The organism is Georgenia sp. X1117, from assembly GCF_057784635.1.
In genome coordinates this window covers 1,134,317-1,156,701 of record NZ_CM173492.1, presented here as the reverse complement: position 1 = coordinate 1,156,701, position 22,385 = coordinate 1,134,317, and the positions used below count along the sequence as shown (strand labels likewise).

At 75.9% G+C, this 22,385-nt stretch carries 20 protein-coding genes; 9 read left to right on the top strand and 11 right to left on the bottom strand.

The genetic code is table 11. The features are described 5' to 3' along the window. Positions 1-366: 366 nt before the first annotated feature. Complete coding sequence (locus tag AC3D3D_RS05180) at positions 367-1,764, bottom strand: glycosyltransferase family protein (RefSeq protein WP_463661222.1); 1,398 nt, start codon at positions 1,762-1,764, stop codon at positions 367-369. A gap of 139 nt (positions 1,765-1,903) precedes the next feature. On the opposite strand from AC3D3D_RS05180, the gene AC3D3D_RS05175 reads away from it, so the two are divergent. From AC3D3D_RS05175 to AC3D3D_RS05165, 3 genes are read left to right on the top strand one after another with little or no spacing between them, the layout of a single operon-like run. Next, positions 1,904-3,175, top strand: a complete 1,272-nt coding sequence (locus AC3D3D_RS05175) for a glycosyltransferase family 2 protein (RefSeq protein WP_463661223.1) — start codon at positions 1,904-1,906, stop codon at positions 3,173-3,175. After that, complete coding sequence (locus AC3D3D_RS05170) at positions 3,172-4,335, top strand: glycosyltransferase (RefSeq protein ID WP_463661224.1); 1,164 nt, start codon at positions 3,172-3,174, stop codon at positions 4,333-4,335. Before AC3D3D_RS05175 ends, AC3D3D_RS05170 begins: the two co-directional genes overlap by 4 nt. Next, positions 4,332-5,318, top strand: a complete 987-nt coding sequence (locus AC3D3D_RS05165) for a lysylphosphatidylglycerol synthase domain-containing protein (RefSeq protein WP_463661225.1) — start codon at positions 4,332-4,334, stop codon at positions 5,316-5,318. The genes AC3D3D_RS05170 and AC3D3D_RS05165 overlap by 4 nt, the downstream gene beginning before the upstream one ends. Positions 5,319-5,448: 130 nt before the next feature. On the opposite strand, the gene AC3D3D_RS05160 is transcribed toward AC3D3D_RS05165, so the two are convergent. The 5 genes from AC3D3D_RS05160 to AC3D3D_RS05140 form a co-directional block, all read right to left on the bottom strand. Then, positions 5,449-6,366 (bottom strand): DUF2268 domain-containing putative Zn-dependent protease, encoded by a 918-nt coding sequence (locus tag AC3D3D_RS05160; RefSeq protein WP_463661226.1) that lies wholly within the window; start codon positions 6,364-6,366, stop codon positions 5,449-5,451. 141 nt (positions 6,367-6,507) lie between these two features. Further along, positions 6,508-7,005: a GNAT family N-acetyltransferase gene (locus AC3D3D_RS05155; protein ID WP_488512484.1), complete on the bottom strand. Its 498-nt coding sequence runs from the start codon at positions 7,003-7,005 to the stop codon at positions 6,508-6,510. Between the two features lie 53 nt (positions 7,006-7,058). Next, positions 7,059-9,143 carry a SpoIID/LytB domain-containing protein gene (locus AC3D3D_RS05150; protein ID WP_463661228.1) on the bottom strand — a complete coding sequence of 695 codons (2,085 nt, stop codon included), beginning with the start codon at positions 9,141-9,143 and terminating at the stop codon, positions 7,059-7,061. A 332-nt stretch (positions 9,144-9,475) separates the two neighbouring features. After that, the gene (locus AC3D3D_RS05145; protein ID WP_463661229.1) at positions 9,476-10,435 is read right to left on the bottom strand and encodes a glycosyltransferase family 2 protein; all 960 of its coding nucleotides are present in this window, start codon (positions 10,433-10,435) and stop codon (positions 9,476-9,478) included. Then, positions 10,432-11,046 (bottom strand): dTDP-4-dehydrorhamnose 3,5-epimerase family protein, encoded by a 615-nt coding sequence (locus tag AC3D3D_RS05140; protein ID WP_463661230.1) that lies wholly within the window; start codon positions 11,044-11,046, stop codon positions 10,432-10,434. Before AC3D3D_RS05140 ends, AC3D3D_RS05145 begins: the two co-directional genes overlap by 4 nt. Positions 11,047-11,219: 173 nt before the next feature. Here AC3D3D_RS05140 and rfbD point away from each other — a divergent pair, with 173 nt between their 5' ends. Next, on the top strand, positions 11,220-12,068 hold the full coding sequence (gene rfbD, locus AC3D3D_RS05135; RefSeq protein ID WP_463661231.1) for a dTDP-4-dehydrorhamnose reductase: 849 nt from the start codon (positions 11,220-11,222) through the stop codon (positions 12,066-12,068). A gap of 166 nt (positions 12,069-12,234) precedes the next feature. On the opposite strand, the gene AC3D3D_RS05130 is transcribed toward rfbD, so the two are convergent. From AC3D3D_RS05130 to AC3D3D_RS05115, 4 genes are all read right to left on the bottom strand, one after another. Further along, positions 12,235-12,645, bottom strand: coding sequence for a hypothetical protein (locus AC3D3D_RS05130; RefSeq protein ID WP_488512623.1), 411 nt, complete (start codon positions 12,643-12,645; stop codon positions 12,235-12,237). 72 nt (positions 12,646-12,717) lie between these two features. Beyond that, entirely contained in the window at positions 12,718-13,086 is a 369-nt protein-coding gene (locus AC3D3D_RS05125) for a hypothetical protein (RefSeq protein WP_463661233.1), read from the bottom strand. Positions 13,087-13,425: 339 nt separating this feature from the next. Continuing rightward, on the bottom strand, positions 13,426-14,295 hold the full coding sequence (gene rfbA / locus AC3D3D_RS05120) for a glucose-1-phosphate thymidylyltransferase RfbA (protein ID WP_463661234.1): 870 nt from the start codon (positions 14,293-14,295) through the stop codon (positions 13,426-13,428). Between the two features lie 4 nt (positions 14,296-14,299). Further along, positions 14,300-15,085 (bottom strand): TIGR03089 family protein, encoded by a 786-nt coding sequence (locus AC3D3D_RS05115; protein WP_463661235.1) that lies wholly within the window; start codon positions 15,083-15,085, stop codon positions 14,300-14,302. Between the two features lie 129 nt (positions 15,086-15,214). Here AC3D3D_RS05115 and AC3D3D_RS05110 point away from each other — a divergent pair, with 129 nt between their 5' ends. The 3 genes from AC3D3D_RS05110 to AC3D3D_RS05100 are packed head-to-tail and all read left to right on the top strand — an operon-like array spanning position 15,215 to position 20,949. Continuing rightward, positions 15,215-15,526 carry a WhiB family transcriptional regulator gene (locus AC3D3D_RS05110; protein WP_463661236.1) on the top strand — a complete coding sequence of 104 codons (312 nt, stop codon included), beginning with the start codon at positions 15,215-15,217 and terminating at the stop codon, positions 15,524-15,526. 3 nt (positions 15,527-15,529) lie between these two features. Then, positions 15,530-19,195, top strand: coding sequence for a glycosyltransferase (locus tag AC3D3D_RS05105; RefSeq protein ID WP_463661237.1), 3,666 nt, complete (start codon positions 15,530-15,532; stop codon positions 19,193-19,195). Next, the gene (locus tag AC3D3D_RS05100) at positions 19,192-20,949 is read left to right on the top strand and encodes a DUF5719 family protein (protein WP_463661238.1); all 1,758 of its coding nucleotides are present in this window, start codon (positions 19,192-19,194) and stop codon (positions 20,947-20,949) included. The genes AC3D3D_RS05105 and AC3D3D_RS05100 overlap by 4 nt, the downstream gene beginning before the upstream one ends. A 9-nt stretch (positions 20,950-20,958) precedes the next feature. Here AC3D3D_RS05100 and AC3D3D_RS05095 read toward each other — a convergent pair whose 3' ends face one another. Beyond that, positions 20,959-21,456: a metallopeptidase family protein gene (locus tag AC3D3D_RS05095; RefSeq protein ID WP_463661239.1), complete on the bottom strand. Its 498-nt coding sequence runs from the start codon at positions 21,454-21,456 to the stop codon at positions 20,959-20,961. Between the two features lie 229 nt (positions 21,457-21,685). Between AC3D3D_RS05095 and AC3D3D_RS05090 the strand changes: the two genes are divergently transcribed. Continuing rightward, positions 21,686-22,129, top strand: a complete 444-nt coding sequence (locus AC3D3D_RS05090; RefSeq protein WP_463661240.1) for a DUF3499 domain-containing protein — start codon at positions 21,686-21,688, stop codon at positions 22,127-22,129. Positions 22,130-22,185: 56 nt separating this feature from the next. Beyond that, entirely contained in the window at positions 22,186-22,374 is a 189-nt protein-coding gene (locus tag AC3D3D_RS05085) for a Trm112 family protein (RefSeq protein ID WP_463661353.1), read from the top strand. The last annotated feature ends 11 nt before the right edge of the window (positions 22,375-22,385 follow it).

Sequence of the window (22,385 nt, the reverse complement as noted above, 5' to 3'; positions counted from 1 at the left end):
CGAGGATCGACGTGCGCTCGGTGGGCGGCGGGTCCGGGACGAGCAGCACGAACGGGGTCTGACCGGTGCCCCACCAGGCGCCGGGATGGGCGTGGGAGTTCTGCCGGATGAGCTCGCGGCCCTCGTCGACCCAGCCCGCCTCGTCGGCGGCGACGTGCACCCCGGGCAGGAAGGTCTGCTCACCGGGCGCGGGCCAGCCTCCCTCGTCCATCAGGCGGACGACCGTGTTGACGTGCTGGGGCTCGTCCGGGGCACGGAAGCCCGGGGTCAGCACGGCCCACAGCGCCCCGATGCCGGCCACGAGGACCGTCACGGCGACCACCGCCACGCGGAAGACGTCGGGCAGACGTCGGCGCGGGGTGCTGGTCATAGAACTCCTCCAAGACTGAGCCACATGATGCCCACGGACACCGCGACCACCGGGTGCACGACCGCGCCGAGGCGTCGCCGGTACACGGGCAGCATGAACGCTGCGAGCGTGATCGGCAGCAAGGTGATCGCGTACCGACCGGAAATGAGACGGAACGCATGGTCGGAGGAGATGACCTCCTGCGCCTGGACGATGATGCCCGCCCCCACGGTCCCCGCGATGGCGGCCAGGCCGAGCAGCCGCTCGGGGCGGCGGGCGCCGTAGGCGACGACCACCATGAACGGCGCGGCGGTCAGCAGCACCCACCACAGGGAGGTCACCGTCTCCAGCTGCCACCCGTGGAACTCGCCGGGCACCTGCGAGTTCTTGATGAGGCCGAAGGCGTCGAGCAGGGTGGGCACGACCTCGTCCCACGGGCTGCCCTCGACCGGCTCGGTGCTGATGCCGTAGAGCGGGTTGTCCCAGGCGGCGTCGCCCCGGCCGGCCTGGAAGCGGCTCCAGGCGGTCATGCAGGCGGCCACCACCGCGATCGGCGCGAGCACGGTGGCGGCCCGGCGGCCCAGGGTGCGCCAGTCGCGGGCGCGCACGTCGGCCACCGCCAGGCAGGCGATGAGCCCGACGACGGCGAGGATCGCCACCGAGCTCATCACCTTCGTCGACGCGGCGAGCAGGGCGATGAGCGTGGGCCACAGCCAGCCGATGCGACCGTGGAGCGCCCAGCGGCCCAGCACCCACAGGGCGCCGGCGCCCACGAGCATCGCCGGGGCGTCGTTGGTCACCTGCCAGCCGGAGATGATGACCGGCTTGAAGGCGAGCAGCGCCGCCGCGCCCGAGAACGCCCACGGCGCGGGCAGGCGCCAAGTTCGCAGCGCCGCGTAGACCGCCACGATCCCGACCGTCAGCCACAGCGCGTTGGCCAGGCGGGCGCCGGTGGAGAACTCCTGCCCCAGGGCCTCGGCGAGCAGGCCGGTTAGCGCGGGGGTGACGTAGTAGGTGGGCGGGTGGAAGGAGTTGTAGTTCTGGCCGCTGGCCGGGTAGTCGCCTGGCTCGTGCTCGCCGGCCTCGGCGCCCTCGCAGGAGGGCAGGTCGGGCAGGTTGGTCTGCCCGCGGCAGGACCACTGCTGCAGCACGTAGTCGTCCAGCTCGTCGCCGTCGGCCGGCAGCTCGCCGTGGGCGACCTGCCAGGCGTAGTCCAGGTGCGTCTGCTCGTCGAGGGCGGACAGCGAGGAACCGAAGAAGATCGCGGTCAGGCTCATGAGGAGGGCCAGCAGCCCGACGGCGCCCGCCCAGGGCAGCTCCGGGCGCAGGCGCTGCCACCAGGAGGGGGCCGGGGACGCGGTGGGTGCGGTCTGCTCGGGGAGCGTCTCCCCGTCGCCGTCCGCGCTCTCGTGCACCTGTGATCTCCCCTCCACGCCGAAGGGACGTCCAGGCCCCGCGCGGCCCCTACGGTACCCTGGCGACGTTCCGGGCCAGCCCGACCGCTGCCGGGTGGGGGGCGGTGCGGGGCGGCCGCGACCGACTTCCGAGGTTCCCATGAAGCTGTTCGTCCAGATCCCGTGCCTGAACGAGGAGGAGACGCTCCCTCTGGTCCTCGCCACCATCCCGCGCGAGATCCCGGGCATCGACGAGGTGCACATCCTCGTCGTCGACGACGGCTCGACCGACCGCACCGTCGAGGTGGCCCGCAACCTGGGCGTCACCCACTTCGTGCGGCACGCCCGCAACCAGGGCCTGGCCCGCTCCTTCCGCGACGGCGTCGACTACGCCCTGGCCCACGGCGCGGACATCGTGGTCAACACCGACGGGGACAACCAGTACCCGCAGGAGACCATCGGCGAGCTCGTCCAGCCGATCGTGCGTGGTGAGGCCGACGTCGTCATCGGTGACCGCCAGACCGCCACCATCGAGCACTTCTCGCCGTTCAAGAAGGCGATGCAGAAGGTCGGCTCCGACGTCGTCAACCTCGCCGCCGGGACGAAGCTGCCCGACGCCGCCTCCGGTTTCCGGGCGTACTCCAAGGAGGCGCTCATCCGCCTCAACGTCGTCACGCAGTTCTCCTACTGCATGGAGACGATCATCCAGGCGGGCAACAAGCGGCTGCGGATCGCCTCGCTGCCCATCCGCACCAACCCCAAGACGCGCGAGTCGCGCCTGTTCAAGAACATCTTCCAGCACATGGGCAAGTCGGGGACGGCGATCATCCGCTCGTACCTCATGTTCAAGCCGCACTCGATCCTCGGCACCGTCGGCGTCATCCTGCTGCTGGCCGGACTGGTGCCCTTCATCCGGTTCCTCGTGCTGTTCCTCATGGGCGACGCCGGCGGGCACGTCCAGTCCCTCATCTTCGGTACCGCCGCGCTGGTGGGGGCGCTGCTCAGCCTGGCGCTCATGGTCATCGCGGACCTCCTGCGCACCAACCGGGTGCTGCTCGAGGAGAACCTCGAACGCGTGAAGTCCCTCCAGTACAGCGACGAGGCCATCGCCGCGCGGGCGCGGGGCGGTGCCCTCATCACCGTCGGCGCGTTGCCCGAGGACGGCGCCGACGAGGAGCCGCCCCCGGCGCCGGCTGCCGCGACGCACGCTGCGCCGGCTGCGTCGTCGCAGGCCGCACCGGTCGCCGACGGTGCCGTGAACGGTGCCGCCACCCGCACCGCGGACGACGCCGGGCACGGCGCCGCGCAGGCGGGCCTGAACGGGAACGGCCACGTCGCGCCCGTGCGGGACGCCGACGTGACGACGGAGGGCCGCGCCGCCCCCGCGGGCGTGGCGCCCGAGCACCTCGGCCAGGGTCGACCGGCCCGGTGAGGGTCCTCGGTTTCGGCACGTACGACACGGCCGTCCACCCGCGCGCCGGCGTCCTCCTCCAGGGGCTCGCCGAGCGTGGCGCGCAGGTCCGCGAGCTCGACCGGCCCCTCGGCCTGAGCACCGCCGACCGGGTGGCCATGCTCAACCGCCCCTGGCTGCTGCCGCGCCTGGCCGCCCGCCTGGCCGCGCGCTGGGCCGCGCTGACCGACGGCTCCTTCGACTACGCGGGGGAGCACCGCCCCGACGTCGTGCTCGTGGGTTACCTGGGCCACTTCGACGTCCTGCTCGCGCGCCTGCTGTTCCCGCGCTCGACGATCGTCCTCGACCACCTCATCTTCGCCGCCGGCACGGCCCGCGACCGGGGCGTGGACTCCGGGCTGCGCACCACCGCCCTGCGGGCGCTGGACCGGGCGGCCACCGGTGCGGCCGACGTCGTCGTCGTCGACACCGAGGAGCACGCGGAGCTCGCGGCCCCGGCCGTGCGCGGGCGCACCGTCGTCGTCCCCGTCGGCGCCCCGGACGCCTGGACCGCGGCCGGCCGCCGCGCCGCCGAGGCCCCCGCTCCTGCTCCCGACGACGGTGGGCCGGGCGGCGGGTCGGCCCCGCCGAGCATGGTCTTCTACGGGCTGTTCACCCCGCTGCAGGGCACCGTGACGATCGCGCGCGCGCTGCGCGAGCTCCACCGGCGCGGCACGCCGCTGCGCGTCACACTCGTGGGCACCGGGCAGGACCACGCCGAGGCCCGCTCCCTGCTGGCCGGCGTCCCGGGGATCACGTGGCTCGACTGGGTCGACCCGGGCGAGCTGCCGGACCTCGTGGCCGGACACGACGTCGGGCTCGGCATCTTCGGCGACACCCCCAAGGCGCTGCACGTCGTGCCCAACAAGGTCTACCAGTCGCTGGCCGCGGGCTGCGCCGTCGTCACCTCCGCCACCGCGCCGCAGCGGCGCGCGCTGGGGCGCGACGCGCTGCTCGTGCCCCCCGGTGACCCGGTGGCGCTCGCCGACGCCCTGGCCACCCTGCTCGCCGACCCGGCCGCGGTCGCCGACCTGCGGGCCCGCGCCCGGCGTCGGGCACGGGACTACACCCCCGCCGGCGTCGTCGCGCCGCTGTGGGAGCGGCTGACCGTTGCGCCCGGGCCGAACGGGGGCCACCGGTGAAGAAGCTGCTCGCTGCCCTGCGCTCGCCCTGGCTGCGGGCCGCCTTCCTCATCGCGGCGATCGGCGCGGCGGTGCTCGCCGTCGCCAACCAGTGGGACATCTTCAGCTCCGCCCTGGCGGACATGGCCTGGTGGGTCACGCCTGTGGCGCTCGTCATCTCGGTGCTCTACGTCGTGGCCACCATGCTGTCCTGGCGCGAGGTCCTCATCGACCTCGGCTCCCGGCTCGCGCTGGGCCCGGCCGCCCGGCTGTTCTTCGTCTCCCAGGTCGGCAAGTACCTGCCCGGCGGGGTGTGGAACATCGTCGCGGCCGCCGAGATGGGCAAGGACATCGACATCCCGCGCCGGCGCTCCGTGTCCGGGATGGTCGTCTCCCTGCTCGTCTCGATCGTCACCGGGCTCGCGCTCGCGGTGGCGGCCGTGGCCCTCGACCCGGCGGTGCGCGACCAGATCGGCTGGGTGCTGCTCACGCTCCCGCTGTTCATCGTCGTCCTGCTCCCACCCGTGCTCAACCGGCTGCTCGCGCTGGCCCTGCGGCTCATCCGCCGCCCCCCGCTCGAGCACCCGCTCTCGGCCGCCGGGATCGTCCGGGCCTCGTCCTGGGCGGTCGTCGGCTGGCTCCTTGCCGGCACCCAGGTGTGGCTGCTGGCCACCGCCGTCGGCCTCGAGCCCACCGCAGAGACCTTCGCCCGCGCCGTCAGCGGCTACGCGCTGGCGTGGGTGGTCGGCTTCCTGGCCATCGTCTTCCCCGCGGGGGTCGGCGTGCGCGAGGGGATCCTCGGCGTCATGCTCTCCGGGCTGCTGGCGTCCGGCGCGGTGCTCGTCGTCGTCCTCGTCTCGCGCGTGCTGCTCACCGCCGTCGACCTCCTGCTCGGCCTCGGCACCGGGGTGCTGCTGCGGCGACGCGCGCCGCAGACCGCCGAGCCGTCACCCGTCGACGAGGCCGGCCCCGTGCCGCCCGACGACGGGACGCTGCGTGGCTGAGCCTCGTGGGCAACGGGCCGGCCGGCCCGTCGCCTGCGCCTGACCGCGGACACGCGGGACGACGCTGCGTCGTCCGGAGCCGTGCGGGCCGGTGCTTCTCCGGCCGGAGCCACCCGGACGACGGCCCGGCTCAGGGCGTCGAGCCGGGCGGCAGGCTCGGCAGGCCGAGGCGGGGCAGCGCGTGGCGCAGGATCTCGTCGCTCGGGGTGTGCACGCTCGCGGCGGCCGTGGTGCCGGTGGCGTCGAGGTAGGCCCGGACGAGCCGGGCGCCGGCCGCGTACCCGGCCCCCGTCGGCAGGCCGACGGGCTCGGCACCGAACAGGCGCGCACTGGCGTCGCCGAGCACCCAGGCGGCGAAGTCCGACATCCCGGTCACGCCCAGGCCGTCGGCGACCCGCGCCAGCACGCGGTCGTCGGACCGGGTCGCCTCGCTCACGAAGTGGGTGGGGCCGGCGTCGCCGTACAGCTCGGTCGCGAAGACGTCGGCCAGCCCCTCGGCGACGACGTGCTCGCCGACCGTCACGGTCGCGGGGTCCCAGACGATCCCGCCGGGCGAGTACCGCACGTTGTGGTGCAGCTCGTGGACCGCGATGGCCTCGATCCGGTCGAGGACCCGCTCGTGCGGCCAGACGGTGAGGGCGATGTACCCGCTGATGCCGCCGAATCCCGAGAGTCCCTGCACCTCATCGACGAAGTGCGCGTTCGTGGGGTCACCAAGGACGAGCAGGACGGTGAGGTCGGGGACCGTCGCGCCGGGGGCGGCGGACGACAGCGCCGCGACGCCGTCGGTGAGGGCCTGCCGGACCCGTGTCCACGCGTCGGCCTCGACCAGGGCCGCCAGCCCCTCGCGCACCCGCTCGGCGTCGGCCTCCGGGCGGAAGCCGAAGCTCTGCCGGTGCACGGTGGCCAGGTCGACGCCGCCGGGGACGAAGTGGTACATCCCGGCCATCGGTGCCCACATGCTCCGGAGCAGGTCGTCGTGCTGCGCGGGGTCCGCGTCGAGGACCGCACGCATGTGCGCGGCGCTGTCGATCACCGAGATGGCCATGGTTCCCGACCCTGACGGCGACGTCCGGGCCGGGTCAACCGCATTGCCGCACCCGACGCGGCGGTGCGTCGGCGCCGATCGCCGATCGCCGATCGTCGATCGCCGGGCGGCTGGCCGGCGGGTGCCCGCCCCGGCAGGGGATCAGCGCGGGCCGGACCTCGACGGCGTCGCCCGAAGCTCCCACCGTCGCTCGCCGTCCTCCCACACGTCGGTCGGCGCCAGCCCGGCCCGCCGCGCGACGCCCGCGGAGGCTGCATGGTCCGGGTGGAGGTGCGCGAGCACCGTCGAGACACCCTGCTCGAGCAGCCAGGCCACCATCGAGCCGGCGGCCTCGCCCGCCACGCCGCGCCCCTGGTGGGCCGGCGTGACGACCCAGGCCACCTCGGCGGCCCGCACGCCGTCGAGCTCGGTCACGGTCGCCTGCACGTAACCGAGCGGGTCCGCACTGCCCGCCCACCGCAGGACCCAGTTGAGCCAGCCCTGCTCGCCGTCGGGGGAGCGGCCGGCGACCTGGATCGCGTAGCGCTCCCGCAGCCGATCGAGCGTCGGCGGCTCACCACCGGTGAAGGCGTAGAGCTCGACCGGCGCCAGGACGGCCACCATGTCCTCGGCGTCGGACACCTGCAGCGGGTCGAGCACGAGCCGATCGCTGCGGATGCGGTCTGCGGCCGGCCATCGGTTCGCGGCCGGCACTAGCGGACGATCCGGTGCACGCCGAGGGTGTCGGAGCCGTCGCCGTCCCAGTCGCCCACCACGACGGTGTCGGCCGTGCGCCCGTAGTTGAGCTCGATGTCCGCCACCCCCGAGGTCAGCGAGTTGCGCACGAGGTAGGTGGTGCCGCGGCGCACCGCGAAGGAGTCGATCCCGTCCCCGTCCCAGTCACCGACCAGCATGACGTCGTCCGGCCGGCCGTACCGGATGACGCGGTCGGCGTGGCCCGAGCTGAGGGAGTCGGCGATGAAGATCTCGTTGCCCCGACGCACGGCGAGGGTGTCGACGCCGTCGCCGTCCCAGTCGCCGACGAAGACCTCGTCCCCGACCCGGCCGTAGCCGATCTCGACGTCGGCCGCACCGCCGGTCAGCGCGTTGCGCAGGAGATAGGTGTTGCCGCGGCGCACGCCGAAGGAGTCGGTGCCGTCGCCGTCCCAGTCGCCCACCATGAGGTGGTCCCCGGCACGCCCGTAGCGCAGCTCGCTGGTGGCGGTGCCGGTGTGGTCGGTAGCGAGGGTGAGTCGGTTGCCGTCCCGCACGGCGGCGGTGTCGACGCCGTCGCCGTCCCAGTCGCCGGCGAAGGGCTCGGAGGTGGCCTCGCCGAGCGGCACCTCGTGGTTCGCCCACGCCGACCAGGAGTCGTTGAGGAAGAACATCGAGGGGTGCTCGACCGGGATCGGGCGCCACCAGCTCGAGCGCATGCCGAGCCGCCGCTGGAACTCGGTCCCGACGGTGACGGCACCGGTCGTGCAGTCCAGGCGCAGGCCCGTGATGCGCCCGCCGAGGTCCCCGCGCCCGTCGCGGGAGGTGACGACGATCTGGCGGACCTGGCCGCCCGCGGCGCAGCGGGCGTCGAGGTCGGAGGCGCGCAGCGTCGCGGTCCAGCTCGACACCGGGTCACCGGGCGCGGACCCGGACCACGGGTCGGGCTGCGCGACGAGGTAGGGGCGCGAGCCGGCCACCGAGTAGCCGCCGTTGGAGGAGGAGAACTGGGTGAAGGCAGGCGACCAGGCCCCGCCGGCGACCTGCTGGCCCTCGAGGATGCGGCCGTTGGTCGCGGCGATGGCGGTGTCGGTGCGCGGGTGCTCGTTGCTCGACGCCGAGCCGCCGGCCGCGACGGTCGCGCGCCCGGCGTAGACCTGGCAGGAGGTGGTGTCGCACAGGTCGTAGGTGCCGCCGGTGCGCATCTCGTGGCGGGCGTAGGTGCGGGCGGCCACCGACTGCGCCTCGAGGGCCGCCTGGTGCCAGGACGCGGGCGACTCCCGTGGGACCACCGAGCGCAGGTAGTCCTCCATCCGCACGTGGTTGACGACGTCGAGCGTGCCGCCGGTGGGCGTGACGGCCGCCTCGCCCCGGTACCAGGTGCCGCCGCCGGTGGGCGAGGTGCCGAGCACGACGCCGTCGTTCGTGGTCAGGGTGGGTGCCGCGGTGGTCGTCGTCGACCAGCCGACGGTGCCGCCGGGCGTGGCGCGGTGCTCGAGGGTGAAGCCGCTCGAGGTGCGCGTGACGGTGAGGCGCCCGCCGGCGGGGACGGGCAGCGCGGTGCCGCCGGCGGTGGCGCGCAGGGTCTGGCCCGACGGCGCCCAGGCGGTGACGGCGGTGCGGGCCGACAGGGTGAGCAGGCGGATGCGCACGACCGGGTTGCCGATGTCGGCCTGGCGGGTGCCCGGGTAGTAGAAGGCGAGGATCTGCGCGCTCGGCACGCCCTGGAGCGCGGCCCCCTGGGCGCCCCACTGCGACATCCCGATGCCGTGCCCCCAGCCGTGGCCCTCGATCTCCCAGGTGCCGTCGTCGGGGCGGGGGTAGACCTCGGTCGCGGCGACGGTGGCGGACGGTGCGGCCTCGACGTCTCCGGCCCCCTCGGCCGGCCCGACGCCGTCGGGGTTCGTCCCGCCGTCGGGGGCGGATGCGGCGTCGGTCGCGGGCTCGAGGGCTGCCGGGCCGGCGGGGATGCTCCCGATCGCGGGTGTGCTCCCGACGGCGGGTGCTGCGCCGAGGCCGATCGTCGTCGTCAGGGCGAGGAGGAGGGTGGCGGCGCGGGCGCGCGTCCGTCGAAGAGCGGGCATCGTCGAGCTCCTGTGCGTCGGTGGACCAGGCGGTCCGCGGACGATTGTCGCGCACCCCGCGAAGCGGCACACCGCTATGGACGGCCGGGATTCGGGGGCTGCCGCGGCCCGCCACGCCGGGTCGGACCCGCTCGTGCGCACGAGCGGAAGGTCCCGCCTCCGCCCGCACGCCACCTGAGGGTCCCGCGCCCGCCCACACGCGACCGGTCAACCCCCTCAGCCACCGTTCAGCCGCCACTGTCGGCTGACAGGTCACCTTGCCCGTTGATCGGTGGGCAGCTCACGCGGCGCCGGTGACGGTGCCGCCGCCGGCCCGACCCACCGGTCGGCGGTCAGCGCGGCGAGGGGCCCGTGCGTCCGCGGATCCCGTCGAGCAGCCCGCGGGCCATCCGTCCGGCCCGCTCGAGCCGGCCGGGCACGAGCAGCGAGTTGAAGGCGAGGTACTTGCCCAGCCAGACGACGTAGCCCACGGCCCACGCCGGCGGCAGGAGCCCCGAGCGCAGCAGCAGCACGGTGTTGCGGGCGAGGAAGTAGGTGCGGAACGCCGAGTGGACGTGCACCTCCTGGGCCCGGCCGGGCAGCCTGACCAGCCGGTCGCCGAGCGCGTGCTCGAGCCGGGCGGCCTCCACCGCCAGCAGCCGGTAGCCCGCGCGCCGCGCCCGCAGGCCCCACTCGAGGTCGACGTGGTCGATGAACCAGTCGGCGTTCATCTCACCCACGTGCTCGAGCGCCTCGGCGGTCACCAGGCAGCCCGAGGCGATGAGGAAGGCGGCCTCGATCAGCCCGTCGGCGTCGGTCTCCTCGGGGCGGGCGCGCCGCGGCCCCCACCGGCGGGCGACGTACACGAGCTCCTCGCTGTCCGAGCGCGTGTCGCCGGCGACGGGCCCGACCGCCGCGACCGGCCCGCGCCCCTGGGCCCGGGCCCGCTCGAGCCCGGCCAGGAGCTGGGTGACCATGTCGGGCGCCGGCAGCGAGTCCTGGTCGCTCAGCAGCACGTGCGTGGCCCCACCCAGCACCGCCCGGGCGGCCCCGACGTTCTGCGCCTGCGCGATGCCCGTGTTCTGCCCCAGGGCGACGAGCTCGGCCTCGTGCTCGAGGCACAGCGCCTCCAGCTCGGCCCCGCCGGGCCCGTTGTCCACGACGACCACCGCCGCGCACTGGGCCGCCAACGCGGCCAGCAGCGGCGCGAGCCGATCGGTCTCGGGCCGGTAGGTGACGACGACGGCGCCCACCGCGACGTCGCTCGGCGGCGCCGCGTGCCGCCCGGTGCGCGCCTGGGGCGCGGGGCTCACCGCAGGCTCGCGTAGAAGTCGGCGGCCTCCTGCGCCGTGGGCAGCAGCCCCTGCTTCGCGACCTCGGCGAGGCTCGGCGCCTGCGAGTCCTTGTCCGAGAGCAGCAGCTCCATCGGGTTCCCCGCCCGGTCGGTCGTGGGCCACTCGATGCCGATCTCCGGGTCGAGCGGGTGGATGCCGTGCTCGCGCCCCGGGGCGTAGCGGGTGGAGCACATGTACACCGCCGTCGAGCCGTCCTCCAGCGAGCAGAACGCGTGCCCGAGCCCCTCGCCGACGTAGATGGCGCGCCGGTCGACGTCGTCGAGCAGGACCGTGTCCCACTGCCCGTAGGTGGGTGAGCCGACCCGGATGTCGACGACGACGTCGAGCAGCGTGCCCCGCGGGCACCACACGTACTTCGCCTGCGACGGCGGGAGCTCGGCGAAGTGGATGCCGCGCACGACGCCCGCGGCCGAGACCGAGCTGTTGGTCTGCTGGAGGTCGAGGCGGTGCCCGACGGCCTCCTCGAAGTGGTCGCTCCGGTAGGCCTCGAAGAAGGTGCCGCGGGGGTCGGTGAACTGCTTCGGCGTGATCTCGTACGCCCCGCCGATCGTCAGCTCGCGGATCTGCATCGCGTGTCCCTCTCGTCGGTTCCTGCTCGGTGGTGGGCCCGCGCGGCGGACCCGTCCTCGACCCACGGGCCGGGCGCACGCGACCCGGGCCGCGTGCGCCGCCCAGCCTAGCCGCGGCGCACTAGCGTGGCTCCTGCAGCCCGGAGGTGCCGGGCGGAGCGAGGGAGGATCACGTGCGCTGGATCGTCACCGGGGCAGGCGGCATGCTCGGCCAGGACCTCGTCGAGCGGCTGCGGGGTGGCGGGCACGACGTGCGCGCGCTGGCTCGGGCCGACCTCGACATCACCGACCCGGCGGCGGTGGCGGCCTCGGTCGTGGACGTCGACGTCGTGGTCAACTGCGCCGCCTGGACCGCCGTCGACGACGCCGAGGACCACGAGCCCGCCGCGTTCCGCCTCAACGCCGTCGGCGCCGCGCTGCTGGCCCGGGCGGCCGCGGCCGCGGGTGCCCGCACCGTGCAGATCTCCACCGACTACGTCTTCGACGGCGTCGCGGACGAGCCCTACCCGGCCGGGGCCGTCGTCGCCCCCGCCTCCGCCTACGGCCGCACCAAGGCGGCGGGAGAGTGGGCCGTGCGGGCCGAGGACCCGCGCGCGCTGGTCGTGCGCACCGCCTGGCTCTACGGCGCCGGCGGGAAGTGCTTCCCGCGCACCATGGCGCGGCTGGCCGGCGAGCGGGACTCGCTGAGCGTGGTCACCGACCAGGTCGGGCAGCCGACCTGGACCCGCGACGTCGCCGACCTCGTGGTGCGCCTGGTCGAGGCCGACGCCGCACCGGGGAGCTACCACGCCACCAGCTCGGGGCAGGTCACCTGGTTCGCCTTCACGCGGCTCATCGTCGAGACCCTCGGCAAGCACCCCGACATGGTGGGTCCGACCACCTCGGACGCCTTCCCCGCCAAGGCGCCCCGGCCGCCGTTCTCCGTCCTCGACCACGGCTCGGTGCGCGCGGCCGGCGTCGAGCCGATCGGCGAATGGGCCGAGCGCTGGCGGGCGGCGGCCCCCGAGGTGCTCGGGGCGTAGCCGGGGGACGCCGGGGGCAGCGTCGTCGGGCCCCCACCTCCCGGCCGTCCCGTCATCGAGACGATGGTTCGTGTCGCGAGACGATGCCCGCGGTCCATGCTCTCGCGACACAGACCATGTTCTCGCGGAGGTCGGCGGCCGGTGATCGGCGGCCGGTGGAGCGCGCTCAGCGCGTAGCGACCGCGAGGCGCAGCTCTCCGCTCCCGCTACCCCTGGGTGTCCCGCGCAGCGCGCTCAGCGGCGCGCACAGGGCCAGGCAGATCCCGAGCTTCTCGAGCAGCTCCTCGGCATGGATGAGCTCGGAGAACCACACTGCGTACACGTCGGGCCGGTTCGCGTGGATCTGGCCCGTGATGCCCTCGACGACGATGCCGCCGGCGAAGAAGACGAGGACGCCGGCGATGACGAGTACACGGGCGGTCCGCGGCAGGCGGATCGCGCAGAGCACGACGACGATGATCACCGCGATCGCGATGGGGATCCCGAGGACGAGCCAGACGTAGCCCATCGAGGAGTCGATGCCGAGCCAGGCGACGATGAGCGGCAGCCGTTCGTGCAGGCTGGCGGCCTCGTCGATGGCGAACAGCGCCAGGCCCGTGCCGAGGACGACCCACGGCCAGGTGGGTGCACCGCCCTGCCGCCAGGTCAGCTAGGCGCACACCGCGCAGAGCACGGCGGCGGAGACCATGATCGCGGCGGACCAGGCGGTGGCGACGGACTGCTCGGAGCCGACGTCGAAGATGTGGTGCCACTCGCCGCCGCCGACGAGCAGGCCGCCGCCCGGCCAGCGCGTGGGGACCCAGCTGGCCAGGACCACCAGCAGCGAGGCGATGGAGAGCGCGGCCAGCACCCGGCGCCAGGGCAGCGGGGTGAGGTCCGCGTGCGCGCGGTTGCCGGCTGAGACCGCCGAGTCCGGGCCGTTCGCCGTCACCGGTGCGGTGGCTGCAGCCGGGCTGGTGGCCGGGGCTGACCCGGTGGCCGTCGCCGGTGCGGTGGCTGCGGCAGGACCGTTCGCCATGGCCGGGCCGGATGCCGTGAGCGCAACGCCGTCGATGCCCGGGGGCGGCTCTGCCCCGAGGTGACCGGCAGGTGACGTCTGCATGAATGGAAGTCCAGCACGCCGACATGAAAATGCGATGACAACCGGGGGAGAAGGTTGTGCGTGTCGCGCGCCACACCGCTACGCCGGGCCACCGGGAGTCCCCCTCAGCGAGACATGGGGTCGTGTGTCGAGACGATGCCCCGTGCCCATTGGGTCAAGACACAACCCCATGTCTCGAGGGACGGGGGCTCGACGGATGTGGGCGGCAGCGAGGGGCCGGCTGCGCAGGGGGTGCTGCGGGACTGGCCCGCCGGGTCAGCGGCCGCGCTCGAGGATGCCGAGCAGGTACTCCCCGTAGCCGGACTTGCGCAGCGGCTCGGCGCGCTCGCGCAGCTCGTCGTCGGAGAGGAAGCCCATGCGCCAGGCGACCTCCTCCGGGCAACCGACCTTGAGGCCCTGACGCGCCTCGACCGTGCGGACGAAGGCGGTGGCGTCGGCCAGGGAGTCGAAGGTGCCGGTGTCCAGCCAGGCGGTACCGCGGGGCAGGACCTCCACCGACAGGCGCCCGGCCTCGAGGTAGGCGCGGTTGACGTCGGTGATCTCGTACTCCCCGCGCGCCGACGGCTCGAGGTTCTTCGCGATCTCGAGCACGTCGTTGTCGTAGAAGTACAGGCCCGGCACCGCGAACGAGCTGCGCGGCCGGGCGGGCTTCTCCTCGATGGAGATCGCGCGGCGGTCCTCGTCGAACTCGACGACGCCGTACGCCGTCGGGTCGGCCACGTGGTAGGCGAACACGGCCCCGCCGTCGACCTCGGTGTTGCGCCGCAGCCGCGTGCCCATGCCGGGGCCGTAGAAGATGTTGTCGCCCAGGACGAGCGCGGCGTGGTCGCTCCCGACGTGCTCGGCGCCGAGCACGAAGGCCTGGGCGAGCCCGTTGGGGACCTCCTGGACCTTGTAGGACAGGTTGATCCCGTACTGCGAGCCGTCGCCGAGCAGACGCTGGAACTGGGCCTGGTCGTGCGGGGTGGTGATGACGAGGATGTTCGAGATCCCCGAGAGCATGAGGGTGCTCAGCGGGTAGTAGATCATCGGCTTGTCGTAGACGGGGACCATCTGCTTGCTCACGCCGATGGTGATGGGGTGCAGCCGGGTGCCGGCGCCGCCGGCCAGGATGATTCCGCGCATCGCCCTAGTGTGCCGCCCGCAGCGTCGCGCGCTCCACATCGGCGAGTCGCACCGCCTCGTCCGGCGCGGTGCCCGGAGCGAGCAGCACCACCGAGCCGCCCGTCAGCCAGGTGGCCAGCGTCCACGTCACCGCCTCGTCGGTCCCGTCCGGGACGAGCGCCGGGCGGGCGCCGCGGCCCAGCCCACCCGCGACGGCGGAGGCCGCGGCCAGCAGGTCGGACCCCTCGGCCGGCGTGGGCGGGAAGATCAGCTCGTCGGGCTGGGCCAGGGCCTCGGCGGAGGCGTCCAGGGCGCCCGCGGGGAGGTCCCCGGTCCAGCGCATCGCCAGGGCAGGTGCGGCCAGCGCCAGGGGGGTCCCGCCGTCGGCCGGCACGGTGGTGGGGTCGTGGGTGACGGTGGCCAGGGCCGGCGCGATCCCGGTCGCTGCGGCCGGCGCAGTGTCGGCCCCGGCGGCCCCCGTGTTCCCGGCGCTTGCCGGCGCGGAGTCGGCCCCTGCACCGGCCGTCGCGGAGTCCGTGCCCCCGCCGCTGCCGAGCGGCACGGGCGTGACGCCGACGGCCAGGGCACCGAGCGCCCACAGGGGTGCGCGCCACGCGGGCGGCAGGTCGACGCGTAAGGTGTCGCCCGGTTCGGCGTCGAGCTCGTCGCGCAGCAGCCCACCGATCTTGTGGGCCCACTGACGGGCGACGCGGCCGGAGATCTCGACCCGGCCGTCCCCGGCGTAGGTGGTCAGCGCGGGGGCCGCGCCGAGGGCGGCGAGGTGGTCCATGACCAGCAGGGCATCGTGCACCGGCCCAGGCTACGTCGGTCGGCGACACGCCGGGGGACACGCCGTGATACCGGTCGCTCCCCTTGACGCCCGGCGGATCACACGGGTGTAATTCACGCCAACGGCGGCGACTGAGGAGCTTGAAGAACTATGTGGAACATCCTGGGCGACGGACCCTTGACCACCAGCTGGGAGGACGTGGACCTCTCGGAGCTCGACCACCTCGACAACGGGCCCGACGGCCCCCTGTCGTGGCAGGACCGGGCGCTGTGTGCGCAGACCGACCCCGAGGCGTTCTTCCCGGAGAAGGGCGGGTCCACCCGCGAGGCCAAGCGGGTGTGCTCGTCGTGCGACGTGCGCGCGGAGTGCCTGGAGTACGCGCTGGCCAACGACGAGCGCTTCGGCATCTGGGGCGGGCTCTCCGAGCGTGAGCGTCGCCGCGTCAAGCGCCTCGCCGTCTAGCAGGTGGTCGAGCGAACCACCGCAGCACCAGCCCGGGCGACGACGCTCGCGGTCATCGTCACCTGCGGGGTGACCCCCTACCTCGAAGAGACCCTCGGCGCCGTCGCGCGCCAGCGACACCACCCCGGCGTCGTCGTCCTCGTCGACGTCGCGGCCCCGGGCCGGGACATCGGCACGGGCGAGCCCCTGCTCGAGGTCGTGCACCGCTCCGGGCTCGAGGACGTCACGCGCGTCCGGCTCGTCACGGCCCCCGAGGCGGAGAACTTCGGCCGGGCGGTGAGCGCCGGCCTCGTCGCCTACGGCAGGCTCGTCGAGCGCGCCGCGCGCCGGGCGGGCCGCCGCGAGGGCGCCGCGGGCGCACCGGCCACCGGGTCCAGCTTCCGGGCCGCGACCGGTGAGATCTCGCCGGTGACCACCGGCGAGATCAGGGCGGTGCGCGACGGCGCGCTGGACCCCGCCGCGGCCTCGCACCCGGACTGGCTCTGGCTGCTGCACGACGACTCCGCCCCCGCGCCGCAGGCCCTGGACCGCCAGCTGCGCGCGGCCGAGGCGGGCCGGTCGCTCGCCGTCGTCGGTGCCAAGCAGGTCGACTGGGACGAGCCGGACCGGCTCCTGCAGGTCGGCGTCCGGGCGACCCGACGCGCGCGGCGCGTGCCCGACGTCGAGCCGCGGGAGATCGACCAAGGCCAGCACGACCACCGCCAGGACGTGCTCGCCGTGGGTATGGCGGGCATGCTCGTCGGCTCGACGGTGTGGGAGTCGATGGCCGGCACCGACCCGACCCTGGGCCCCTTCGGCGACGGCCTCGAGCTGTGCCGCCGCATCCGCGCCGCCGGGTACCGGGTCGTCGTCGAGCCCACCGCGCACGTCCGGCACCGGCGGGCGGCCTACCTCGGCCTGCGCGACGGCGGGTCGCGCGGTGTCCGGGTCCTCGAGGGACCCGGCCACGCCGGCGCTGCGGGCACGGAGCCGCCCCCTGGGAGGCCCGACGACGCGGCCGGCACCGACCCGGCGCCGACGGACCCGGGATCCCGCGCGGGCTCACCGGCCCGCTCCTTCGGGGCCCGACGCACCGCCCAGCTCTACAACGCGCTGCTCGCCGCCCGGGCCTGGCCGCTGCTGGCCCTGGGCTACGTGCTGCTCGGCCCGCTGCGGGCCCTGTGGCGCGCGTTCGGCAAGGACACCCCGCTGGCGCTGGCCGAGATCAGCTCCGTCGCCCGCCTCGTGGGCCGCCTCGGGGCGGTCCCGGCCGCGCGTCGTCGGATCGCCGCGGTCAGCCGGGGCTCGCGGGCCGGGCTGCGCGAGCTCGAGGCCTCCCCGGGCGACGTCCGGTCCGCGCGCGCCGCGATCCGCCGCCAGGTCGCCACCTCGCGCCGCCTCGCCGAGGCCCCCTCCGAGCTCGAGCTCGCCGAGCGTGCCGAGCTCGGGCGACGTCGTCGCCTCACCCTGGGTCTCGTCCTGGTCGTCGTGCTCACCCTGGCCCTGCCCTTCGTGCTGCCGCTCGTCGGCGGCGGGCAGCCCGTGGGCGGGGCCCTCGCCCACCTCGGACGGAGCGCGGGCGAGCTGTGGACGAGTGCCCGCTCGACCTGGCTCGACGCCGGCGTCGGCGCGCCCGGACCGGCCGACCCCCTGCTCACGCTCGCGGCCGGCGCCGCCTGGCTGCTCGACCTCGTCGGGCTCTCGCCCGGCTGGGTGGCCACCCTGGCCGTCCTCCTGGCCGTGCCGGCGGCCGCGCTCACCGCCTGGGCCGCCGCCGGCGCGGCGACCCGCACCCTGCTGCTGCGCGCCGCCGCCGCCCTGACCTGGGCGATGTCCCCGGTCCTGTGGCTCTCGCTGGGCCAGGGGCGCCTGGGGGCGGTGCTCGCCCACGTGGCGCTGCCGCTGGTCGCCCTGGGGGTGGCCTGGATCGCCGGGGTGCGCCGCCGCGACGTCATCCGACCGGGCCTGGCCGACGCCGCCCGGGTCGACGGACCCGACGCCGACCGTCCGACCGGGACCGACCCTGACCGGCCCATCGGTTCCGGCGGGGCAGGGGCCGGCTCGGCGCTGTCCCGCACCCGACGCCCCACCCGGGCCGGCGCCATCACGGGCGCCGCCGGGGCCGCCCTCGCGCTCGCGCTGGCCTCGGCGGGCGCGCCGATCCTGCTCCCGGCCGCCGTCGTGGGCCTCGTGCTGCTCGCCCCGCTGGTCCCGCGCCGGCGCGGCCTGCTCGTGCTCGTCCCGCTGCCGGCCGTCGTGCTGCTCGCCCCGACGATCGCCACCGCCCTGGCCCGTGGCCCGCTGGAGATCGCGGTGGCCGACCCCGGGCACGGCCTGGCCCGGGCGCCGGGCCCCACCTGGCTCGCGCTGCTCGGCCTGCCCCAGGACCTCGCCGGCGGCGCCCCGGACTCCGTGCTCGACGTGCCGTCCCTGCCCTGGCGCGACCTGCTCGTCCTCGCCGCCGGGGCGGTCCTCGTGCTGCTCGCCCTGCTGGCGCTGGCCCGCCCGGCGCGGGTGCGGGCCGTGCGCGCGGGCTGGATCCTCGTGGCCGTCGGCGTCGCCACCGCCGCGGCGGCCGCGCACCTGGACGGCGGGCTCGCCCACGGCGTGGGCACCACCATCTGGCCGGGCGCCGGGGTCTCCCTCGTCCTGCTCGGCCTGCTGCTGGCCGTGGTCGCCGGCGGGGACGCCCTGCCCGAGGCGCTGCGCGCCCGGGAGGCCGGCTGGCGCCAGGGCGTCGCCGCGCTCGGCGCCGTGGCCGTCGTGGCCGTCCCGCTGGTGTCGGCCGCCAGCTGGGTGCTGGCGGGCAGCAGCTGGAGCCTGCTCGAGCCCCGGGCCGGCAGCGCCGTGCCCGCCCTCTCGGTCGAGCAGCAGGCGTCCGGGCTCCGCTCGCGCGTGCTGCACCTGGAGGCCGGCGACGGCGAGGTCGCCGCCGAGCTGTGGCGCGGCGACGGGCGCCGGGAGGCCGACTCCGCCGCGACGCTGCGCCTCGGCGACGCCCATGCCCCCGCGCACGCCGACCTCGCCGAGTCGGTGGCCCTGCTGACCTCCGGCTCCCGACCGCTGGCCGTCGAGCGGCTGGCCCGGCACGCCGTCGGCGTGGTCGTGGTCGACCCCGAGCCGCTGCCGGGCGCCTCGGCGGCCGACCGGGACGCGCTGGTCGGCCGGCTCGCCTCCGTGCCCGGCCTCGAGCTGGTCACCGACGACGAGACCGGCACGGTGCTCCGGCTCTCGCGCGACCCGCAGGTCGAGGGCTCGGCGACCTCGATCGCCCGGGCCCGGCTGGTCGACGCCGACCAGCTCGAGGAGGGCGCCCCGGACACCGACCCGGGCACCGACGCCGAGGCCGACGACGGGGCCGGGACGGTCGAGCACGAGGCGGTCACCGACGTCGAGGCAGGTGCCCTCGACGTCGACACCACCGTCACGGCCGAGGACGCCGACCGGGTCCTCCTGCTCGCCGAGAGCGCCGACGACGGCTGGAGCGCGACCCTGGACGGGACGGCGCTGGCCGTCGTCGACCACGGCTGGCAGCAGGCCTTCGCGGTGCCCGCCGGGGCCTCCGGCGAGCTGGAGGTGCGGCACAGCGAGCCGTGGTCGAGATGGACGGGCGTCGCGCAGGGCGTCGTGCTGGGGGCCACGTTCCTCCTCGCGCTGCCCCTGCGCGTGCGCCGGGAGGAGGAGTGGTGAGCCCGAGCATCGCCCGCACGGCGGGTGCGACCGTGGGGGCCCTGGCCGTCCTCGGCCTCACGGCCGGGGCCCTGTGGGCGGGCAGCGCCCTGCCCGAGCCCGACACGGGCAGCGCCGAGCCCTGGGCGGTCCGGCTGCCCGCGACCGACTCGACGGCGGTGTGCGCGCCCCTGCCCGTGCCCACCACCGAGGACACCGGCCCGGCCGACCCCGAGCAGGACCAGGGGGACCGCACCGTGCGCAGCTCGCTGCTGCTGCACACCTGGCCCACCGACGGCTCGCCCGCCGCGGCGGCGACCTGGGCCCCGGACTCCGGCGCCGGCGAGGCCGTCGACCTCGACACGGTGGCCGCGCGGGACACCGAGGTGCGCTCCCTGGTCGCCGAGGCCGGCGACCCCGGCGTGCTCACCGTCGCGCCCGTCGAGGAGGACGAGGGCGGGACCGTGGGCGGCGCCGAGGTGCCCGTGGCCGGCACCGGCGGCGGGGCGATGGTCGTGCGCACCGACGCCGGCGACCTGCGCGGTCTGGCGGCGCAGACCTGCCAGGCGCCGTCGTCGTCGACCTGGCTGGTCGGCGGCTCGACCGAGCTCGGCTCGACCGCCCTGCTCACCCTCACCAACCCCGGCGCGGTCCCCGTCCAGGTCGACGTCACCGTGCACACCAGCCGCGGCGTCGTCGACGCCCCGGCCCTGTCCGACGTCGTCGTCCCCCCGCGCGAGAGCGTCCAGCTCCCCGTGGAGGCCTCGGTGGAGGACGAGGCGCTGGCGCTGCACGTGACCGGCGACGGCGGTCCGGTGGCGGCCTCCCTGCAGGACCTGCGCACCCAGGGCCTGGTCTCGGCCGGGCTCGACCTCGTCGGCCCCTCGGCCCCGCCCGAGCAGACCCAGGTGGTCGGCGGCGTCGGCGTCGTCGACGGGGAGCGCTCGCACGTGCGGATCGCCAACCCCGGCGAGGAGACCGTCACCGCCGCCGTCGACCTCGGTACCGCTGACGGCTGGCGCGAGCTGGGCGGCGCGGAGGACGTGGAGATCGAGGCCGGTGCGGTCGTCGACGTCCCGCTGACCGGCGTGGACCCCGGCGTGCACGCGGTGCGTGTGCGGGCGGAGGGCCCGGTGGTCGCGGCCGCCGTCGTCGCCCAGGAGGGTTCGGCCCCCGAGGGGTCGGGCGACACGGCCCTCGACCTGGCCTGGACCGGTGCGGGCGTCCCGCGCACCGACGCCGTTCACGTGCTGCCGGCCGCCGACCTCGGTGTGCAGGCACGGGTCGCCGTGACCAACCCCTCCGAGGTCACGCAGGTCGTCACGCTCACCGACCTGGTGGGGACCGCCACCGACACCGTCGAGGTCGCGCCGGGCGCGACGGTGGTCGTCGGCGCGCCCGCCGGGGCGAGCGCGGTGCGGGTCACCGCCGAGGACGTCGGGGCGAGCGAGGACGACGGCGAGACCCAGGTCGGCGGCGAGAGTCCGAGCGACGCCGAGACCCCCAGCGGCGGGGAGAGCCCGAGCGACGACGCGGAGGCCCCCTCGGAGGGCTTCGCCGTCGAGACACCCTCCGCGGGGGCGGAGTCCGCCACGGCCGGTCCCGAGGCGTCCGGGTCGGCGGGCGCGGAAGGCCAGGGCGGGGCGAGCCCCGACCCGGGTGTGGTCTCCGTGGTGCTGCTCGACGCCGAGGTACCCACCGGTCGGCTGGTGGCCACGCTCGTCCCGAGCCCCGACCCGCGCGAGTCCGCCGAGGTCGACGTGCTCGTGCGCTGACGCCCGGTCTCAGATCATGGGGACGTCGGGGTCGATCTCCTCCGGGGCCCGCCCCAGCATCGCGGCCACCTGCTGGACCAGCGCCGCGGTGACGAGGTCGGCCAGGTCGGCGGCGTCGGTGGCCCGGGACTCGACCGGCCGGCGGTAGACGACGATCCGCGGCGGCATCCCGGCCGCCCGGTCGCCGGGGTAGTAGCGGCCCAGCGCGATCGCCCGGTGCTCCCAGGGCGCCGGGTCCGAGGGCGGCACGTCCTCGACCGCCACCTCGACGCCGGACAGCTCGCGCGCCCACCCGATCTCCAGGCGCTCGACGGCGTCGAGCAGGAGGTCGTCGAAGCGGTCGGCCCGCGTCCGCCAGCCGGGCAGCTGCCAGGGCAGCAGCGGCCCCCGTGGGCCACGGCCGCGCCGGTCGCGGCGCCGACCGTGCCGGCGCACCGGCAGGGCCGGCAGCGCCGGTGCCCCGCCCCGGTCCGCGTCCGGGTTGCCGGGTCCGTCGATCGCACGCACCGCAGCATCGTAGGTCGGCACCCGTCCCGACGCCGAGCCGCCGGGGTCGCGCGCCGGTCGGGAGCCGACGGCGGCGCCGGTAGTGGTGCCGGGAGTAGCGCTGGTCGTGGCGCCGACAGCAGCGCTGGCAGGGGCGCCGGAAGCGCCGCCGGAAGCGGCGCCGACAGTGGTGCACGGAACGCCGGCCGCCTCCGCGCGGCGACGGTGCGAGAAGGTAGCGTCAGGCGGTGTGAGAGCCGTCCGCCAGTGCACCAAGCCGTCGTGCACCCGTGCGGCTGCGGCCACCCTCACGTACGTCTACGCCGACTCCACCGCCGTGCTCGGCCCCCTCTCGGCCACCCCGGAGCCGCACGCCTACGACCTGTGCGACGTGCACGCCTCGCGCCTGTCGGTGCCCCGCGGGTGGGACGCGGTCCGGCTGAGCACGACCTTCGAGGCGGCCCCGCCGTCGTCGGACGACATCGAGGCGCTCGCCGACGCCGTGCGCGCGGCCGCCGCCCGCGGTCCGCGCGAGCACCGGCCCGCCGAGCGGGCCGTCGCGCGCGGGCGCGGCGGTCCGGCACCGGTGACCGCGCGCCCGCCGGGCGCCGAGCACGAGATCGCCCGCCGGGGCCACCTGCGGCTGCTGCGCGGCGGCGAGGAGTCCACCACCGAGGAGAACGAACGCGGATGAACGTCGAGGACAGCGCGAGCGGCCGGGAGGCCCCCACCGTCCGGGCCGAGGGCGCCGTGGTCGGCACCGGCGAGCTCGAACCCTGGGTGCGGGCCCTGCTGCGCTGCCCGGTCTCCGGCGGGGAGCTCACCGACGCGACCGGCCCCGACGGCGCCCCGGAGCTGCACTCGGCGCAGGCCGGGCTGGCCTACCCCGTGCGCGACGGCGTGCCGATCCTGCTGGCCGACGAGGCCCGCCAACTCTGACCTGCGCGCGG

Excerpts from the sequence above, each read along its gene's own strand:
- AC3D3D_RS05175 (WP_463661223.1), top strand. The coding sequence starts at position 1,904 with ATGAAGCTGTTCGTCCAGATCCCGTGCCTGAACGAGGAGGAGACGCTC.
- AC3D3D_RS05110 (WP_463661236.1), top strand. The coding sequence starts at position 15,215 with ATGTGGAACATCCTGGGCGACGGACCCTTGACCACCAGCTGGGAGGAC.
- AC3D3D_RS05140 (WP_463661230.1), bottom strand. The coding sequence starts at position 11,046 with ATGCAGATCCGCGAGCTGACGATCGGCGGGGCGTACGAGATCACGCCG.
- AC3D3D_RS05160 (WP_463661226.1), bottom strand. The coding sequence starts at position 6,366 with ATGGCCATCTCGGTGATCGACAGCGCCGCGCACATGCGTGCGGTCCTC.
- rfbA (WP_463661234.1), bottom strand. The coding sequence starts at position 14,295 with ATGCGCGGAATCATCCTGGCCGGCGGCGCCGGCACCCGGCTGCACCCC.
- AC3D3D_RS05125 (WP_463661233.1), bottom strand. The coding sequence starts at position 13,086 with ATGGCGAACGGTCCTGCCGCAGCCACCGCACCGGCGACGGCCACCGGG.
- AC3D3D_RS05150 (WP_463661228.1), bottom strand. The coding sequence starts at position 9,143 with ATGCCCGCTCTTCGACGGACGCGCGCCCGCGCCGCCACCCTCCTCCTC.